We start from the raw sequence: 17,691 nt of genomic DNA on the forward strand, positions 1-17,691 counted from the left end.
TGTTGTTTTATATGCCAACAAAATGAAAAAAGAACGATTATTACAACTGGTCCATGTTTTTATTTCCCTCGCATTGATCATGGGTGCACTCGGTATCGGTAACACGATTCAAAAATACACAGCCATCTCAGTTCCTGGCAGCGTGATTGGCATGCTTGTGCTGTTTCTGTCTATGGTCTTGGGTATCATAAAAGTGGAATGGGTTAAGCTAGGGGCGACACTCTTTATTCGCTACATGATCTTACTATTTGTTCCAATCAGTGTGGGTCTTATGCAGCACTTCGACATGCTCATTGCAAACGCTCTACCTGTTTTGGCAAGTGCCGTCGGGGGATCACTGATCGTATTAGTTAGCCTTGCATGGTTCCTTAATTACCTGCTCAAGGAGAAAAACTGATATGTGGTTAATTGTCACGATTGTTGTGTTTCTCGCCGCTCGCCAAATTTCGATTAAGCTGAACAACCCAATAGCAAACCCGCTTTTGATCAGTATTTCCGTACTGATTCCACTGTTAACTTACTTAAAAGTGCCATTTGAAACTTACTATGCTGATAATCAATGGCTCAGCTTTTTACTTCAACCGGCAGTCGTTGCGCTTGCCTATCCTCTGTATGAGCAGCTACCACAGATCAAAGCCAATTGGCGCATTATTGCCTTGGCTTGCACTTTAGGCAGCGTCATGTCGATGCTTACAGCAACGCTTATCGCGGTCGCTTTCAAAGCCGACATCAGTCTCATCGCAAGCCTGATAGGCAAGTCCGTTACGACACCGATTGCAATGGAGATCTCCAGCTCCCTTGGCGGAGAAGCGGCAGTCGCGGCAATTCTGGTTCTGATTGTTGGCTTGTTTGGGGCTATTTTGGCTTACCCTATCTTCAACATCATCGGCATTAAGCACCCCATCGCACGTGGGTTAACAATGGGTACCGTTTCCCATGCTTTAGGTACGGCAACATGTGCGGAGAAACAACCTGGCGATGCAGCATTTTCTTCTTTAGCGTTAGTGCTGTGCGGCATTATTACTTCAATATTAGCACCAAGCTTCTTTGCTCTCGCGGTTTGGTTGTATCAATAACCCTCCGAGGCTTGCCAACGAAGGGCAAGCCTTTTTACTCGCGTATCAAACTCGCAATATGAAAAAGCGTTGATATAGTTATTTATGAGGCAAAGGTAACATTATCACTTAATGCAATCGAATACATGTGTGAGCTCACCCAAGCAATGAAATGAAATGGGTTATTGCACACACGAACATGATCTGGAGCACGGATTGTTTCCCTATTTCGCATAGAATAACTGTCCATGCAATAACAAGGATTCAACATGAAAAGTCGCATTGAACAGGCGCTAGCAAGCGCTCCCGAAGCACTTTCAAAACATCTTGCTCCTATCGTCCAAGCTGACGATTTTGATGCCACTCTTTCTGAACAGCAATTTGAACAGCTGCTTACCGCTACAGGTCTAGCAGATAAAGAGCTTCGTGTTGCTCTGCTTCCTTTTGCCGCCGCATACTCTTATGCTCCAATTTCTGAATTCTATGTAGGTGCAATCGTTCGTGGTCTTTCCGGTCGCTTGTACTTCGGCGCAAACATGGAATTCTTTGGTGTTCAGCTAGGTCAAACCGTTCATGCCGAGCAATCGGCAATCAGCCATGCTTGGATGAAGGGCGAACGTGGCGTGAAAGACATCACCATTAACTTCAGTCCTTGTGGTCATTGTCGCCAGTTCATGAATGAACTATCGACCGCTAGTGAACTAAAAGTTCAGCTACCTGAACGTGAAGAAAAGTCACTGCATGAGTATTTACCAGAAGCATTTGGCCCAGCAGACCTAGGCGTCGAGTCTGGCTTAATGGCAGAGATGAAACATCAGTTCGCTTGTGATGAAGACGATGCACTGATTCAAAAAGCCGTTAATGCAATGAACATGAGCCACGCACCATACACAAACAATCTCAGTGGTTTAGCTCTAGAAATGACCGATGGACGCGTGTTCCAAGGTTCATACGCAGAGAATGCCGCCTTCAACCCAAGCCTCCCACCGTTACAAGTGGCTCTTATCCAAATATTGCTGGCCGGTGGAGAATTCGAGAATATTAAAGCCGCCGCATTAGTAGAAAACTCACAAGGTAAGATTAGTCACCTCGCTTGTACACAATCAACGCTAGAAGCGATTAACCCTGATATTCCTGTCAGTTTCGTAAACCTGTAATTACATTGAGTGCATCAGGAAAGCTCTACAACCGTAGAGCTTTTTTTATTGTAAAAAATCACACGCAAACGTTTGCTTGGCCGTAAAAATTCAGTATGATCCCCTGCAATTTCTGTTTCATCACTTTATTTTGTAAGGGAACACTATGTTCGGTACTGCAACTAGCACACATGCTACCCGTGTATTGCTTTTAGGCTCAGGCGAGCTTGGTAAAGAAGTGGCGATTGAATGCCAACGACTTGGCTTAGAAGTCATCGCCTGTGACCGTTACGCAAATGCGCCAGCGATGCAAGTCGCTCATCGTAGTTACGTTATCGATATGCTAGATGGACACGCACTAGAAGAGATCATCAATAAGGAGCAACCGGCTTACGTCGTTCCAGAAATTGAAGCCATCGCAACAGATAAATTGGTCGAACTCGAAGAGAAAGGCTTGAATGTTGTCCCTACAGCAAAAGCAACCAAACTGACCATGAACCGCGAAGGCATTCGTCGTCTGGCGGCGGAAGAGCTTGGCTTGACGACCTCCCCTTACCAATTTGCCGATAACTTTGAAGACTTCAAAGCGGCAGTTGAACACGTTGGCATTCCTTGTGTTGTGAAGCCTGTAATGAGCTCATCAGGTAAAGGTCAAAGCGTTATCAAAACGGAAGAAGACGTCCAAATCGCTTGGGATTACGCGCAAGAAGGTGGTCGTACAGGCGCAGGCCGTGTGATTGTTGAAGGCTTTATTGACTTCGACTACGAAATCACTCTTCTAACCGTACGCGCGGTTGATGGCGTGCATTTCTGTGCTCCGATTGGCCATCGCCAGGAAGACGGTGACTACCGTGAATCATGGCAGCCTCAAGCCATGTCTGACAACGCAATCAAAGCTGCAGAATACACCGCTGAAAAAGTGGTTAACGCGCTTGGTGGTTACGGCATCTTCGGTGTAGAACTGTTTGTTAAAGGCGATAAAGTGATCTTCAACGAAGTGTCCCCTCGTCCACATGACACTGGTATGGTGACAATGATTTCGCAAGAGATGTCGGAGTTTGCGTTACATGTTCGTGCATTTACCGGCATGCCAGTCAACAGCATCATTCAATATGGTCCCTCTGCATCGGCCGTTATTCTTGGCCAAGGCACATCGACGAATATCCGTTTCAACAACTTAGAAAAAGCATTGGCGCAGCCACAAACCCAAGTGCGTTTGTTTGGTAAGCCAGAAATCGATGGAAGACGCCGCTTAGGCGTGGTGTTAACTCGACGCAAGACCATCGATGACTCGCTTCAAGATGCGATAGAGTCTGCTTCAAAAGTAAATATCGTTTACTAACCTTATTGATAAAGTTGATAAACAAAAGCGCAGCTAAATTTGCTGCGCTTCTTCTTTGTTTAAGGTTATTTCGCCCTACTCGCTCTCGATTAAGTACACTTCTTCAGAAAAACGACTTAAACCTTTCTTGATGATTTTAGGATGATTCTCATCAGCTTGATCCACATTTAAACAAGCTACCTTGTATCCATTAAACAGCGTTTGTATCTCTTCGGCTGGCACACTGAAAGGAGGGCCTGCCATTTCTTCTTGCACGTAGTTCAATGTCACCAGCAAAATTCGTCCGCCAGGTTTTAAAAGTTGCTTCACTCGGCCTGCGTATTCTTCTCGCATTTCCTGAGGTAGGGCAATGAGCGCGGCACGGTCGTAAATGATGTCGGCTTTAGACACAGGTGCGGTAAAGAAGTCCCCAGTGTAAATAGACAGTTCATCAAACTGATACAGTTCGTGCATCCCATTCACTGGGGTTACCGTCGGTGTATAGAAATGTTCCGCAAAAAATGCGCGTACTGCGATTTGGCTTAGCTCCACACCTTGAACGTCGTTATGTTTCGAAGCAAGCCAAATTAGGTCTTCTGACTTACCACATAAAGGAGCCAATACGGTGTCTTCGCGCTTTGGGTTCGTATATTGCCAAAATGCAGGCAATAGTGGGTTCACATCATCAAGGTGGAAACCAATTTGGTTACTGGCCCACTTGTTATGCCAAAATTCCTGATCTCTCATTTTACTTCTACTTTTGGTCGGCTGATTGATAATTATCACGAGCGATACGCTCTATTTTAGTGGGATAAGACTAATGATTTTTTCAAATTTGTCTATGCTGTTCATATTTTGTCAATCAAGCGATGGTAAGATAGTGTCCGTTCTGGATTGCACGCTTTCATTTTCTGCTTGTCAGAATGAAAGAAAGAAAAATGGTGATCTAAAACACGATTTCCCTAAATGGGTAGAAACGAACCTTGGAGTCTTTTGTAGAGCCCCATTTATTATGGTAGTACCTGATTTGCAAATCTTAGTGACTTTTTAGTTCCCTTTTTTCTAAGTGCAAGCAAGTTAAGGAGAGTGAATGAGCTTATTTTTACGTACTACAGCATTGATGCTTTTAGTACTAAGCCGTGCGCCGGCGTTCGCCGCACTTCCAAATGCCCCGAGCAACGAGCAAAACCGTTCTGAAAGTCAAAACGAGGTTTGCTCCAAATTATTCAAACACAGCCTTAGCGGTCTTTATGGTATTCAATCTATCGATGCCAAACCAACCCAACCGTATTCAGATTTCGATATTCTTTACACCAAAGCTCATCAAGCCCAGTTCGAGCTAGAAACCATCTGTAAAAGTACCGCCCTACTGACCGATGCCCAACCTTATTTTGTAGGTGTAAAATCCAAACATAGAGCCGAAGAAAAGATCGCTCATGAATTAGATGGTCAGGTAGAACGAATTACTGACCTTGCACGAGCTACTATCGTTGCAAATGATGTGGCTAGTCTCGTTTCAATTTACGAAACTCTGGAACGTGAAATAACCATCGTCAAAGTAAAAAACCGCTTTAAGAAACCCGTTGCCTCTGGTTACCGTGATTTAAACCTTCTCGTTCGCCTACCAAAAACCAACCTGATTGCCGAAATTCAGCTGCACTTAAAAGCCATTGCCGATGTAAAAAATGGTCCAGAGCATGACCTTTATGAGAAGATTCAGAAGGTTGAGCGTCAAGCCTTGATAGAAGGTCGAGACCTAAGCGAGTGGGAACTCGCATCCATCACACAAATGAAGAGCCAATCAAAAAACTGGTACCTGGAAGCTTGGCAGCCTTACTTAACCACACACTTGGAAGCAGCCTAATATATTAAGCATTAGAAACAACAAAACCACCTCTTAGGGTGGTTTTGTTTAAGCACAATATAATCCTTCAATCAGGATTTAATCGCTTGGTTTACTGTTCTTTTTTCAGATTCTCGACACGAGCCTTTAACTTTTGACCCGGACGAAACGTGACAACACGTCGAGCAGTAATAGGAATATCTTCACCGGTTTTCGGGTTACGACCAGGTCGTTCGTTTTTGTCACGAAGATCAAAATTACCGAAGCCTGATAGCTTTACCTGTTCGCCACTTTCAAGTGCCTTACGAATTTCTTCGAAAAACACCTCCACCGTCTCCTTGGCGTCCCGCTTACTAAATCCCAAATTATCAAACAGGTTTTCTGCAAGTTCGGCTTTTGTGAGCGCCATAAAACTTTCCTCAAAGCTATGTTAAACAATGCTACCTATATGTAGCGCCAGAGCAGTTTTACCCTACCAATTCAACAACATATCGGGCGTATATCAGCAAGTGTATGACAAGCTTATGATTTTCGCCAACTTTTTCTTGGCGAATATAAAAAATCTCTCAAAGCTCATACTTGCGAGGCACTTCAAATTTCGAGTTTTAGTTTAGCATGCACCGAATATCAGAAATATATTGGTCATTAATACTAGTCTAAAATCAAACCTCAGTATTAAGCACTATTTAATAAAAACATCAGCGATGGTATGATTTTCGAACAATTGACATAAACATATCGTAATTTCAGTAGCTTGTGTTAACAGCTATCGAGTTAGCGGAGATAAAGCTTTAGCCGTACTTACATCTTGATTTATAACTGGTTAGAGCATATACAATGCGAGTTTCGCTAAATTGTAAGCATCCACATAGCCCGAATGCTGGCGCCCTTCCCATTCAATGTCTTTCGCTTCTTGAGCCGCTTTATGTCCAATACGTTTGTCTTTAAGGCGATTTTGAATACGATATAGCGTCGCTAGATTGATGAACTCCGTAAAGGGCGCATCGATGCCTTTTGCCTCGCATTCTTGCAGTAAAATAATGTCATCCCGACCCCAAGCCGCATATATTTTATTACGTCCACCAAAGTTCTTAATCATTGATTTGATCACCTCGGCGAGAGGACGTCCCTGCTTTTCGATTTTACGCGGAGTAATGCCGGTTAGCTCTACACAAAATAGCGATACTTCATCGTGCTCAGGCTTTACATAATACTGTGCACGTTTCACGATTTCGCCTTTAGACAAATCTATTTCAGCCAGGCCTACTTCAATGATCTCCCCTGTGCGGCCAACACCATTTTCGTTCCAACAGCACATCTCCAAATCGAAGCAAACGACACGGTTATGATTCATAGTCTGTCTTGATTCCTACACAAATTTGAGAGCGAGAGATTCTACCCCAACCAAGATAAAAACTCGAATTTGCTCGCTGAATTAATCACCATTCGCACGCGGTTAAGTGCTATTTTTTATTTATACTGATTGTCTTTAGAAAAGCGCAAATCCAGCAAGCTCAGTTTGCATTAGACTTAACATCAACTGAGCACTGATATCGCTCCAAACAGGCAGAAAATTAAAGTGAGATGGTCGCTAGATGGTAAAATTGCTGACATTTCGAATATCAGGGCAACCAAAAAGAACACGAATTACGGATAAACCAAAGTAACGGTGTCTACTGCGAGGTCTAATCGTTGCATTCTTATGCTAATCGAGGGCTAAAATCACGAATTATTGCAGCCTTAAGCCTTGAATATGCTACCATCCACCATCATTTTAATGTCTAAACTTGGTGCAGACCGCAATGCGGATCTTTTTTGCAAAGAGATATGAGCCAATACTCGCACCAATAAATCAATAGAAAGAGAAAAATGTCATGAACATTGATTTGAACCTAATTCCTCAAACGTTCGATATGTTGCACGCAGGCCTTCTGGCTTCGAGCGTTTTACTTCTTCTGATTGCGGTATCACGCAAATCTAAAGTGGTTGAGAAAGTGGTCGAAAAGCCTGTCGAGAAAATCGTCGAGGTTGAAAAGCCGGTTGAGAAGATCGTCGAAGTAGAGAAAGTGGTTGAAGTAGAGAAAATTATCGAAAAAGTAGTCGAAGTAGAATCGAAGCTTGCGACTGCTTCTACTGACTCTGCGATGCAACTCCTGTCGATCATGCAGCAAGAAGCTCGTCTGATCGACTTCTTAAAAGAAGATCTGAGATCATTCTCTGATGAAGATGTTGGTGCGGCTGCTCGCGTAATTCACACCGGTGGTCAGAAAGTACTGAACGACTACGTGACGCTAGCGCACGTTCGTAACGAAGATGAAGAAACTCGCATTACGGTAGAAGAAGGCTTTAACCCACAAGAAATTCGTCTGACAGGTAACGTAACAGGTAGCGCGCCATTCCACGGTACGCTTGTTCATAAAGGTTGGAAGGCAACGTCTATGAACCTGCCTAAACTGGCCGAAAACTACGATGCATCAGTGATCGCTCCAGCAGAGGTTGAGCTGTAATGGAACACATGAATCAAGAAAACCATTCTCAAGAAGCGTCTGTTGAAACACAACAAACGCCTAAATTTAGTGTCGGTATCGACTTAGGTACTACGCACTGTGTTATGTCTTTTGTCGACACGCACGACGAAGACGCGCGCGTAGAAGTGATGCCTATCCCGCAGCTCACTGCACCAGGCACTGTGGAAACGCGAAACCAATTAGGCTCTTTCCTATACCAGCCGCACGAACACGAAATGGACCCACAATCTCGCGTTCTTCCTTGGTCGAGCGAGCCAAAAGCTCTCGTTGGTGCGATTGCACGTAACTTAGGCTCAAAGACACCAATCCGTCTTGTTGCAAGTGCGAAATCTTGGCTTTGCCACGCAGGTGTGAACCGTCGTGAAGCATTTCTGCCAGCGGGTAGCCCAGAAGAAGTGGAAAAAGTATCCCCTCTTCGCGCAACGGAGCTTTACCTAGAGCACCTAAAAGACGCTTGGAATCACGCGAATCCAAACCACAACCTTGCCGATCAAGACGTCACCATTACGGTTCCGGCTTCTTTTGATCCTGCTGCTCGTGATCTAACAGCCGAAGCTGCGCGCAACGTCGGTTTTGTGCATCTCACGCTTCTAGAAGAGCCGCAAGCTGCGCTTTACAACTGGATTGATAACAGCGACGACAAATGGCGCGACGAAGTCGAAGTTGGCGACATCGTGCTGGTGGTCGATATCGGTGGGGGTACAACCGACCTTTCTTTGGTTGAAGTAACTGAAGACGACGGTAACCTAACTCTGAACCGCATCGCGGTAGGTGAACATATCCTACTTGGCGGTGACAACATGGACCTTGCACTTGCGTACCGCTTGAAGATGAAGCTAGCGCAAGAAGGTAAAGAGCTACAGCCATGGCAAGTTCAGGCGATGACGCACGCATGTCGTGATGCGAAAGAAGCGCTATTGAACGACAGCGAACTTCAGTCAGTGCCAATCGTGGTACCAAGCCGCGGTTCTAAACTGCTTGGCGCAACGCTGAAAACAGAACTGACTCAAGAAGAAGTACAACAAACACTGGTTGACGGTTTCTTCCCTCAAGTTGCGATTACGGACCACCCTGTTCAACGTAACCGTGGTGCACTAACGCAAATGGGTCTGCCTTACGCACAAGATGCGGGCATTACTCGTCACATTGCAGCGTTCTTGTCTAAGCAAGCCAATGCCCTTTCTGCTTCAGGAAATGGCGACGCAGAAGCAGCAGCTCAAGACTTTAATCCATTCGCTAACATGCCGGGTATGCCAGGTGCGGATGCAGCGCAATCGGCTGACTTCATCAAGCCAACGGCAATCCTATTCAACGGTGGTGTGCTGAAATCGAAACTTCTAGCGACTCGTTTAGAAGACACGATCAACGAATGGCTAATTGAAGCAGATGCTGAAATGGCGAAGCGCCTGACAGGTGTGGACCTAGACCTTGCGGTTGCTAGCGGTGCGGCTTACTACGGCTCTGTGCGTCGTGGTCAAGGCGTTCGTATCCGCGGTGGTATTGCTTCGGCATACTACGTGGGTATCGAAAGTGCGATGCCAGCGATTCCGGGCATGGCGCCTCCAATGGAAGCATTATGTGTAGCCCCATTTGGTATGGAAGAAGGCTCAAGCGTTGACGTACCAAGCCAAGAGTTTGGTTTGATCATCGGTCAGCCAGTGAACTTCCAATTCTTTGGCTCAACCGTTCGTCGTGATGACCTAGCGGGTACTCACCTAGACTACTGGGCACCAGAAGAGCTTGAAGAGCTACCAGAAATTCAAGTAACGCTGCCAGTATCTGAAGGTCGTCGTGAAGGTGAAGTGGTTCCGGTAACCCTCGCCTCTCGCGTCACAGAGCTTGGTACGCTTTACTTAGAAGCCATTGCGGCTGATAACGGTCAAAAATGGCATGTTGAGTTCGATGTGCGCGAAGACGCGAAAAGCAACTCAAACGAAGAAGAATAAATAGAAATCAAACGGCATCCAATCGGGTGCCGTTTTTAAATACACGAAGGTTTGTATGGCATCTCCTCGTTTTCTTGTTGGTATTGACCTTGGCACCACAAACACTGTGGTGGCGTACTGTGAAATCACCGACAAGCTTGAACAATCCGAAGTATCCCTATTCGACATCGACCAATTGATTGGTCCGGGTGAAGTGGTTCGTAAGCCACTGCTGCCCTCTTTCCGCTATCACCCTGCAGTTGGTCAAATCTCCCCTTCTGACCTAACACTTCCTTGGGAAAACGAACCTGTATCTGGCGACATTAGCAATGTGGTTGTTGGTGAATGGGCTCGTGAATTAGGCGCGAAGGTGGAAGGACGTCAGGTATCCAGTGCAAAAAGCTGGCTATCGCACCAAGCGGTGGATCGTCGTTCAGACATTCTTCCTTGGGCTGGCGCGCAAGACGTAGATAAAGTCTCACCTGTCGTTGCCAGTGCAAGCTACCTCAACCACATTCGTCAAGCATGGAACTACCGTCACCCTAGCAACAAGCTAGAAGAGCAAGATGTGGTTGTGACCGTTCCAGCATCGTTCGATGAAACCGCTCGTAAGCTCACGCTTGAAGCTGCGCAGCTGGCTGGTTTAAAGAAAATCGTCCTGCTTGAAGAGCCACAAGCCGTATGTTACGACTGGTACGCACGCCACCAGCAAACCGCAGCCGATGAACTTAAAGAACTGCCACTGATTCTGGTGTGCGATGTGGGCGGTGGTACCACCGACTTGAGCTTGATTGAAGCAAGTTTCTCTTCTCAAGATGAGCTAACCCTTGATCGTATTGGCGTTGGCGAGCACTTGATGCTTGGTGGTGATAACCTCGACTTAGCATTAGCACACCTTGCAGAAAGCCGCTTCAATCAAAGTAAGAAGCTCACTGCAGCAAGCCTGACGAAGCTGATTCAGCAAACTCGCAAGGCGAAAGAAAACCTGCTTTCAGCGAATGCACCAGAAGAAGTGAAAATCACCATGCTGGGCAGCGGCTCTAAACTTCTTGGCGGAACAAAGAGTATTGGGCTGAGCAAACAAGAAGTGCACCAAATCGCTTTGGATGGCTTCTTCCCACTTTCTGATTTCAGTGAAGTACCAGACAAACGCCGCAGCGCCGTTGTCGAGTTTGGTCTTCCATACGTTGCTGATCCAGCAGTGAGCAAACATGTTGCCGAGTTCTTAACGACGCATCAGCAAGTGTCTCGTACCGCTCTCGGCATTGAAGACGACACACAAAATGCAATTCCAGTCGGTTTGCTACTCAACGGTGGTGTGTTCAACAGTGAACTTGTGACGGAACGTGTCACTACCCTACTTTCCGATTGGCGCGGTGCGCCGGTTACGGTATTAGATAACCCACATCCAGATTGGTCTGTTGCACTAGGTGCTGTTGCATTTGGTAAAGCACGTCGTGGTGCACAACTAAAAATTGGTGGTGGCGCAGCGCGTTCTTACTTCTTGCATCTTCAAGAAAAGAACAAGATGGGCAAAGCGCTCTGTTTGCTTGCTAAAGGTACAGAAGAAGGTCACGAGATCCGCTTAAGTGGTCGTCGCTTCTCGCTTACCCTAGGTGAACCAGTTCGCTTTAACCTGCTGACTTCTACCCACGACACCTTAACCAATAACACCGCCATTCAAAACGGTGTGATGGTTGACGTTGATCCCGACTTATTTGCTCCTCTACCACCTTATATCACCACCCTTGAAGGTGAAGGTGCCGAACTGCAAGCCAACCAGAAAGAGCGTGTAGAAGTACAACTTGCGTGTCAGTTGACCGAAGTCGGCACGCTTAAGATGGAATGTGTCAGCGCGGAAGACGACAACAAACGCTGGGAGCTGGAGTTCGAGGTTCGTAACAAGCAAGCCGACGACAGTGAACAAGTTAAGCTTCACCCTAAGTTGAACGAATGTAAGGAGCTGATTGCTCGCCTTTACAGCGGTAATAAGAAAAGCGCGGAAAGCAAAGAGATCAAAACCTTAGCCAAAGATCTTGAGAAGAAACTTGGCAAGCGCGATGAGTGGGATTTCACGACCCTACGCCAACTGTTCGATACCTTTGCACAAGGTCGTAAGCGTCGCCGTCGCTCTGAACAGCATGAGAAAAACTGGCTTCGTTTAGCTGGCTTTGCATTGCGTCCAGGCTTTGGCGATCCAACCGACTCATGGCGCATTGAACAAGTTTGGGGTCTATACCAACAAAACATTCAGTTCAAGAACCATCAAGGTTGGACTGACTGGTGGGTATTCTGGCGTCGTGTCGCAGGTGGCTTGAGCCAGGATCAGCAAGAGACCATCTTGGCAGACATCGCGAAATACCTACACCCAGGTGCAATGAAAAACCCGCAATCGGCAAAAGCGGCGCAAGAGATGGGTTATGAGTCGATGGTTCGTTTAGCGGCATCGCTTGAGCACCTCGAAGTGGAAGACAAAGTGCTACTTGCAACATGGTTCCTGAGCAAAGCCATCAACCACAACCAGTTTGAGCAAGCACACTGGTGGGCAATGGGTCGCTTGGCATCGCGTACACCTTTGTACGGCAGTCAGCACAACGTGATTCCTCGTGAACAAGCGGAACAATGGTTACCTAAATTGCTCGAACAAAACTGGCAGAAAGAGCCAATGATTGCATTCGCAGCAGTGATGATTTGTCGTAAGACAGGTGACCGCCTGTTTGACATTTCAGATGACTATCGCGGGCAGGTTCTGGCTAAGCTGAAACTGAACAAAGTCCCAGAATCTTGGGTATCACTGGTTGAAGAAGTCAAAGAGCTGTCTGAGAGCGAGTCGAAACGTGTGTTTGGTGACGCACTACCAAGCGGTTTAACCCTAGTCAGCCACTAAACCCACAAGCACCTTAAGCATCACAAGCCCTTCCATTGAAGGGCTTAATTTTTATTGTTCGGTATAAATGGATTCAGTTCATCTCTGTGGTAATCACCACATCTCGCGTTTCGTTGTCCATATCGCTGATCCCAACAACAGACACTTCACGGTCCGACAAGTTTTCAATCAAGCTATCTTCCAAGCCGCCATCGGCTAACCAAGAGTAGAATTTCTCCGCCACGCGCTCCGAACCTTCTCCAACAAACGTTAATGTGACCTTCTTCATTTGTGACACTCCATTAATTTACGATTCAGCTACTTAAGCGTAGTATGTTTGGCAAACATCGTATGGACTGAATTTGTTTATGAGTATCGAAAAATTTGACGCCATTTATCAACGCGCAGCCGAGCGCAAAGGCGGTAAAGACCAACTTGAAGCGCTTTTGTCTCACCCACTGAGCAAAGAAGAATTAGCAACCATTCAAGATGACCGTTGGCTAGCCGCATTTTCGATGAAAGTATTCCAAAGTGGGATCTCGTGGAGTGTGGTTCGTAACAAATGGCAGAACTTCGAGGACGTCTTTTTCGGCTTTAAAATTGAGCCGCTATTGATGCTGTCTGACGATCAGTGGGAAACCAAAGCAACGGACAAACGCATTATCCGCCATCTGACCAAAGTAATGTCAATCCCTGCCAATGCACGTATGATCCACGAAGCAAGAATCGAGCATGGTTCATTCAGTAAAATGGTGTCCGATTGGCCGCAAGAGAAGATAACCGACTTGTGGACGTATTTGAAGAAACACGGTAATCGCTTGGGTGGCAATACCGGTCCTTACACGCTGCGCCAAATGGGCGTCGACACCTTTATCCTGTCTAGCGACGTTGAAGCTTATCTGCGTAATTGCAAGATCATTGAAGGTGGCAAAGAGACTAAGAAATCACTCGATGCGACTAACAAAGCGTTTGTTCAGTGGCAACAAGAAAGTGGCAGAAGTCTCACAGAGATCAGCCAAATTATAGCGTTTAGTACAGGCGACAACCGGGTATAAGCACACCTCGATCATGAGCTGACACTAAGAAAATCTTTAAGTCATATTGAAGTTTTCTTAGTGTTCTCTGTCATCACATCCCCCCTCCTTCCACACATTAACAATGCGTTCACATAATATTGTTGCATGCATACGTTGCAGCAATAGATAACTCTCATGTCGACAATACAGCGACAAATGCAACACAATCTGTTGTTTTCAAATTTGCACAAAAAATACGCTTGTAAAGTCATCATAAGAATAAATAATAGATCCATTATAATTCAATACTTTAACGCAGGAGGCGCTATGAGAATATTCTGGCAGCTTCGTTGGTATTTCCAACTTAAATGGAAACATTATGTCGGTTCAATTCTTCTACTCGCTGTTATCTCAGCCCTTCAGCTCGTCCCCCCGAAAGCCGTAGGCATCATCGTAGATGGCGTTGTCGATAACACCTTAGACACCACAACCTTGCTGCTGTGGTTGTTTGGTCTGGTGGTGTTATTTTTCACTGTTTATGGCTGTCGTATTCTTTGGCGAATCTGGTTATTTGGTGCCAGCTCGGAGTTAGGTACCATTTTGCGTAACCGCCTATATCGTCATATATCCACACAACCCCCTCGCTTTTTTGAGCGTTTTAAAACCGGCGACCTTATGGCTCGTGGCACCAACGATGTCCGTAATATTGTGATGACTGCAGGAGAAGGCGTACTAACCGCCGCGGATTCGTTGATTACCGGTATTGCCGTTTTGATCGTAATGGTGACACAAATAAGTTGGAAGCTCACATTAATGGCGCTGTTGCCTATGCCATTTCTAGCGCTCACTATTTTCTTTATCGTTCGTATTCTTCACCAACGATTCCGTGTTGCTCAGGAGGCATTTTCTTCCATGTCAGATATGACTCAAGAGTCATTAAATGGCGTGAGAATGCTGCGTGCGTTTGGTTTGGAAGCTCGCGAACAACAACGTTTTGAAGACGTTGTTGATGACACAGGAGATAAAAATATTGCCGTGGCAAGAGCAGATGCACGCTTTGATCCTGCGATCCAACTGACCATTGGGCTCTCCTTTCTTCTAAGTATTGCATCGGGTGCGTACTTGGTCGAACAAGGTGAAATCACCCTAGGCGACCTGACCGCTTTTACCATGTACCTTGGTATGATGATCTGGCCAATGCTCGCGTTTGCATTCCTATTTAATATCCTTGAACGAGGCTCAGCAGCCTGGAATCGTTTACAAGAAGTTTTCGATGAAAAGCCCGACATCGTCAGTGGCGATATCCCCTTATCAGACCGACCTCTGCCTTTAAATATCCAAATTGACGACTATCACTGGTCAACGGATTTACCCCCAGCTCTCAGTGATGTTCACGTTACACTTCAACCAGGACACATGCTGGGTGTCGCTGGGCCAGTAGGAAGCGGTAAGTCAACTTTGCTCGCCTTACTCCTCCGCCAACACGAGCTAGAAAATGGTACCATTTTATTTGGCGACATCGACATTAAAAACGCGATTCTGCCACAATGGCGCAACCGTTTTGCCGTCGTGAATCAAAGCCCATTTCTATTTTCAAAATCAATCTACGACAATATCGCGTTAGGTGATCCATCGGCTTCGCAGGCCGACGTGTATCGCGCTGCCAAACTGGCCTGTATCCATGATGATATCGAAAAATTCCCGCAGGGCTACCAAACTGAGGTAGGTGAAAAAGGCATCACACTCTCAGGCGGCCAAAAGCAACGAATTGCCATTGCACGTGCAATGCTACTCAATGCTCAAGTGCTGGTTTTAGATGATGCCTTGTCTGCTGTTGATGGACGAACAGAGCACCAAATCCTCAAAAATCTAGAAACGCACTATCGGGAACAAGCGTTGATAGTCATTGCTCATCGCCTTACTGCGCTCGAAGCTGCCGAAGAAATCATTGTCCTCAATCATGGACACATCGCCGAACGGGGTCAGCATCATGCATTGCTGCAACAGTATGGCTGGTATTCAGAAATGTATCGATATCAGAAACTTGAACAAGCAATGGAGGACTAACTTTTGAAACAGAGTACGATTTTCAAGCGGTTATTGTCTTACCCGCTGTCACAGCCGAAACCAATGATACAAGGTCTTGCACTGCTGTTTATTGCAGCAATAGCAAATGCTGGTGGCCCATGGCTAATTCAATATTTTATTGATGAACACATTACTAAGGGCGACTACTCGACCAACGTGCTGATACCTTTAGCGGTGGGCTATATCTCATTACAGCTTATCTCAGCCACGTTCCAATATCTGCAATCGCTGCAATTTAGTATCGTTGCGACTAACACCATCAAAACGATTCGTAAGCAAGTGTTTTTTGGTGTTATCAACCAACCCCTTTCCGAATTTGACTACACACCAGCAGGGAAGCTGGTCTCCCGTATTACTAACGATACGGAATCATTACAGCAATTTTATGAGTTACTCATAGCAACCGTGATCAAGAACTTGGTCATGATCATGGCCATGTTGGGCGTCATGTTTTACATGAGCTGGAAGTTGGCGTTGGTCGTCGTCCTATTACTGCCGATTGTTGTCGGTTTCATGTATCTATTTAAACGTCTTAGCACAGAGACGTATCGTTGCATGCGTGACTTGCTGTCTGACATCAACGCTAACCTTAGCGAATCGATTCAAGGGATGAGTGTCATTCAGCTTATGCAGCAAGAAGACCGTTTTAACAAACAGTTTAACGAGTTAACCGCTGAACACTTGGTTGCGTCAAAAAGAGTCATTCGCTTAAATGGGTACTTACTGCGTCCACTTATGGATATGCTCGCTGGTATCGCCCTGCTGTCGCTTGTCGCCATCTTCGGTTTCAACGGTGTTGAAGTGATCGGGGTTGGTGTTCTTTATGCCTTTATTAGCTATCTTGCAAGGGTAACTGAACCCCTCATCGAGATGACTCAACAACTGGCTCTGTTGCAGCAAGCGCTCGTTTCGAGTGAACGCGTATTTGAGTTAATGGACGCCAAAGAGCAAACTTATGGCGCGGATCATGCTCCGCTAAAAACGGGGTCGATTAAGCTTGAGCAGCTCACATTTAGCTACGATGGACAGCAAAATGTGCTCAATAAAATTTCGTTGCAGGCGGAACATCAGGACTTCGTCGCCCTAGTGGGTCATACTGGCAGCGGGAAAAGTACCCTCGCTTCTCTGTTAATGGGGTTTTATCCAACAGAGATTGGAGCACTGTTAGTCGATGGCCGTCCGTTGAAGTCATTAGGTAAAGAGGTGCTCAGAAAAGATATCGCCATGGTTCAACAAGACCCACATATTCTGCCTGCATGTGTAAAAGAAAATATCTGCTTAGGCCGAAGTGTTACGGACGAACAAGTTTGGGATGCATTAGAGAAGGTCGGTCTAGCCGAACAAATTCACCGCTACCCGCGTGGGTTAGATACTCAACTTGGCCAAGGTGAAACCAACTTATCTGCTGGTCAAAAACAGCTGCTCGCCCTCGCACGCGTATTAGTGGCAAAGCCAAAAATACTCATCTTAGACGAGGCTACGGCAAACATAGATTCTGGTACAGAGGCTCTGATCCAAAAAAGCTTAGAAGTACTGCGTAAAGACATGACTCTGGTCGTCATTGCGCATCGCCTCTCGACCATTTTGAACGCAGACCAAATCATCGTACTGCATCATGGTGATCTAGTAGAAAGCGGCACACACAGCGCACTTCTTAAACAAAATGGGCGTTATGCAAGAATGTATCAACTTCAGCAGGCGAATCGACACATCCAAGAAATTGAGGAACTGGAAGAGAAACAGTTTGAAGAGGCCATTTGATCTCAACGGTTAGGCAGCGTTATGGTGCACATCATCTCATGTGCACCAACTATCTTCATAATTTACACATTTCTTATATTTCTTGGTTAATATTGACATAAACCCTCGCTATTCTTTGCGAGGTCGTTGTAAAATCGTCAAATACAGCAACC

General features: G+C 45.9%; 15 protein-coding genes. 11 read left to right on the top strand and 4 right to left on the bottom strand.

Annotation, left to right across the window (positions count from 1 at the left end; genetic code table 11):
* Positions 1-22 precede the first annotated feature (22 nt).
* From AK966_RS18600 to purT, 4 genes are all read left to right on the top strand, one after another.
* A complete protein-coding gene (locus tag AK966_RS18600) occupies positions 23-397 on the top strand; it encodes a CidA/LrgA family protein (protein WP_099078114.1) in 375 nt (124 codons plus the stop codon).
* A gap of 1 nt (position 398) precedes the next feature.
* Positions 399-1,076, top strand: coding sequence for an LrgB family protein (locus AK966_RS18605; RefSeq protein ID WP_099078115.1), 678 nt, complete (start codon positions 399-401; stop codon positions 1,074-1,076).
* A 248-nt stretch (positions 1,077-1,324) separates the two neighbouring features.
* Positions 1,325-2,212, top strand: a complete 888-nt coding sequence (gene cdd, locus AK966_RS18610) for a cytidine deaminase (protein ID WP_099078116.1) — start codon at positions 1,325-1,327, stop codon at positions 2,210-2,212.
* 145 nt (positions 2,213-2,357) lie between these two features.
* Positions 2,358-3,533, top strand: a complete 1,176-nt coding sequence (purT, locus tag AK966_RS18615) for a formate-dependent phosphoribosylglycinamide formyltransferase (protein WP_119464682.1) — start codon at positions 2,358-2,360, stop codon at positions 3,531-3,533.
* A 75-nt stretch (positions 3,534-3,608) separates the two neighbouring features.
* On the opposite strand, the gene AK966_RS18620 is transcribed toward purT, so the two are convergent.
* Positions 3,609-4,259, bottom strand: coding sequence for a thiopurine S-methyltransferase (locus tag AK966_RS18620; RefSeq protein WP_099078118.1), 651 nt, complete (start codon positions 4,257-4,259; stop codon positions 3,609-3,611).
* Positions 4,260-4,602: 343 nt separating this feature from the next.
* Between AK966_RS18620 and AK966_RS18625 the strand changes: the two genes are divergently transcribed.
* Positions 4,603-5,376, top strand: coding sequence for a phosphoribosylglycinamide formyltransferase (locus tag AK966_RS18625; protein WP_099078119.1), 774 nt, complete (start codon positions 4,603-4,605; stop codon positions 5,374-5,376).
* A gap of 91 nt (positions 5,377-5,467) precedes the next feature.
* Here the strand turns inward: AK966_RS18625 and ihfA are convergent, their stop codons facing one another.
* Both ihfA and AK966_RS18635 read right to left on the bottom strand, forming a co-directional pair.
* Positions 5,468-5,764 carry an integration host factor subunit alpha gene (gene ihfA / locus AK966_RS18630; protein WP_099078120.1) on the bottom strand — a complete coding sequence of 99 codons (297 nt, stop codon included), beginning with the start codon at positions 5,762-5,764 and terminating at the stop codon, positions 5,468-5,470.
* 414 nt (positions 5,765-6,178) lie between these two features.
* On the bottom strand, positions 6,179-6,709 hold the full coding sequence (locus AK966_RS18635; RefSeq protein ID WP_119464683.1) for a 3'-5' exonuclease: 531 nt from the start codon (positions 6,707-6,709) through the stop codon (positions 6,179-6,181).
* A 520-nt stretch (positions 6,710-7,229) separates the two neighbouring features.
* On the opposite strand from AK966_RS18635, the gene AK966_RS18640 reads away from it, so the two are divergent.
* The 3 genes from AK966_RS18640 to AK966_RS18650 are packed head-to-tail and all read left to right on the top strand — an operon-like array spanning position 7,230 to position 12,695.
* Complete coding sequence (locus tag AK966_RS18640; protein WP_099078122.1) at positions 7,230-7,862, top strand: DUF2760 domain-containing protein; 633 nt, start codon at positions 7,230-7,232, stop codon at positions 7,860-7,862.
* On the top strand, positions 7,862-9,829 hold the full coding sequence (locus tag AK966_RS18645) for an Hsp70 family protein (protein WP_172438044.1): 1,968 nt from the start codon (positions 7,862-7,864) through the stop codon (positions 9,827-9,829). The genes AK966_RS18640 and AK966_RS18645 overlap by 1 nt, the downstream gene beginning before the upstream one ends.
* 55 nt (positions 9,830-9,884) lie before the next feature.
* Positions 9,885-12,695 (top strand): Hsp70 family protein, encoded by a 2,811-nt coding sequence (locus AK966_RS18650; protein WP_119464684.1) that lies wholly within the window; start codon positions 9,885-9,887, stop codon positions 12,693-12,695.
* A 73-nt stretch (positions 12,696-12,768) separates the two neighbouring features.
* On the opposite strand, the gene AK966_RS18655 is transcribed toward AK966_RS18650, so the two are convergent.
* On the bottom strand, positions 12,769-12,963 hold the full coding sequence (locus tag AK966_RS18655; protein ID WP_172438045.1) for a hypothetical protein: 195 nt from the start codon (positions 12,961-12,963) through the stop codon (positions 12,769-12,771).
* Between the two features lie 79 nt (positions 12,964-13,042).
* Between AK966_RS18655 and AK966_RS18660 the strand changes: the two genes are divergently transcribed.
* From AK966_RS18660 to AK966_RS18670, 3 genes are all read left to right on the top strand, one after another.
* Positions 13,043-13,729 (top strand): DNA-3-methyladenine glycosylase I, encoded by a 687-nt coding sequence (locus tag AK966_RS18660; RefSeq protein WP_119464685.1) that lies wholly within the window; start codon positions 13,043-13,045, stop codon positions 13,727-13,729.
* Between the two features lie 288 nt (positions 13,730-14,017).
* Positions 14,018-15,757: an ABC transporter transmembrane domain-containing protein gene (locus tag AK966_RS18665; RefSeq protein ID WP_119464686.1), complete on the top strand. Its 1,740-nt coding sequence runs from the start codon at positions 14,018-14,020 to the stop codon at positions 15,755-15,757.
* Positions 15,758-15,760: 3 nt separating this feature from the next.
* On the top strand, positions 15,761-17,539 hold the full coding sequence (locus AK966_RS18670; protein ID WP_119464687.1) for an ABC transporter transmembrane domain-containing protein: 1,779 nt from the start codon (positions 15,761-15,763) through the stop codon (positions 17,537-17,539).
* Positions 17,540-17,691 lie beyond the last annotated feature (152 nt).

Origin of the sequence: Vibrio sp. PID23_8, assembly GCF_003584965.1 — a bacterium.
Lineage (GTDB): Bacteria > Pseudomonadota > Gammaproteobacteria > Enterobacterales > Vibrionaceae > Vibrio.

Coding starts and splice junctions, on each gene's coding strand:
- AK966_RS18600 (WP_099078114.1), top strand. CDS start 23: ATGAAAAAAGAACGATTATTACAACTGGTCCATGTTTTTATTTCCCTC.
- AK966_RS18605 (WP_099078115.1), top strand. CDS start 399: ATGTGGTTAATTGTCACGATTGTTGTGTTTCTCGCCGCTCGCCAAATT.
- cdd (WP_099078116.1), top strand. CDS start 1,325: ATGAAAAGTCGCATTGAACAGGCGCTAGCAAGCGCTCCCGAAGCACTT.
- purT (WP_119464682.1), top strand. CDS start 2,358: ATGTTCGGTACTGCAACTAGCACACATGCTACCCGTGTATTGCTTTTA.
- AK966_RS18620 (WP_099078118.1), bottom strand. CDS start 4,259: ATGAGAGATCAGGAATTTTGGCATAACAAGTGGGCCAGTAACCAAATT.
- AK966_RS18625 (WP_099078119.1), top strand. CDS start 4,603: ATGAGCTTATTTTTACGTACTACAGCATTGATGCTTTTAGTACTAAGC.
- ihfA (WP_099078120.1), bottom strand. CDS start 5,764: ATGGCGCTCACAAAAGCCGAACTTGCAGAAAACCTGTTTGATAATTTG.
- AK966_RS18635 (WP_119464683.1), bottom strand. CDS start 6,709: ATGAATCATAACCGTGTCGTTTGCTTCGATTTGGAGATGTGCTGTTGG.
- AK966_RS18640 (WP_099078122.1), top strand. CDS start 7,230: ATGAACATTGATTTGAACCTAATTCCTCAAACGTTCGATATGTTGCAC.
- AK966_RS18645 (WP_172438044.1), top strand. CDS start 7,862: ATGGAACACATGAATCAAGAAAACCATTCTCAAGAAGCGTCTGTTGAA.
- AK966_RS18650 (WP_119464684.1), top strand. CDS start 9,885: ATGGCATCTCCTCGTTTTCTTGTTGGTATTGACCTTGGCACCACAAAC.
- AK966_RS18655 (WP_172438045.1), bottom strand. CDS start 12,963: ATGAAGAAGGTCACATTAACGTTTGTTGGAGAAGGTTCGGAGCGCGTG.
- AK966_RS18660 (WP_119464685.1), top strand. CDS start 13,043: ATGAGTATCGAAAAATTTGACGCCATTTATCAACGCGCAGCCGAGCGC.
- AK966_RS18665 (WP_119464686.1), top strand. CDS start 14,018: ATGAGAATATTCTGGCAGCTTCGTTGGTATTTCCAACTTAAATGGAAA.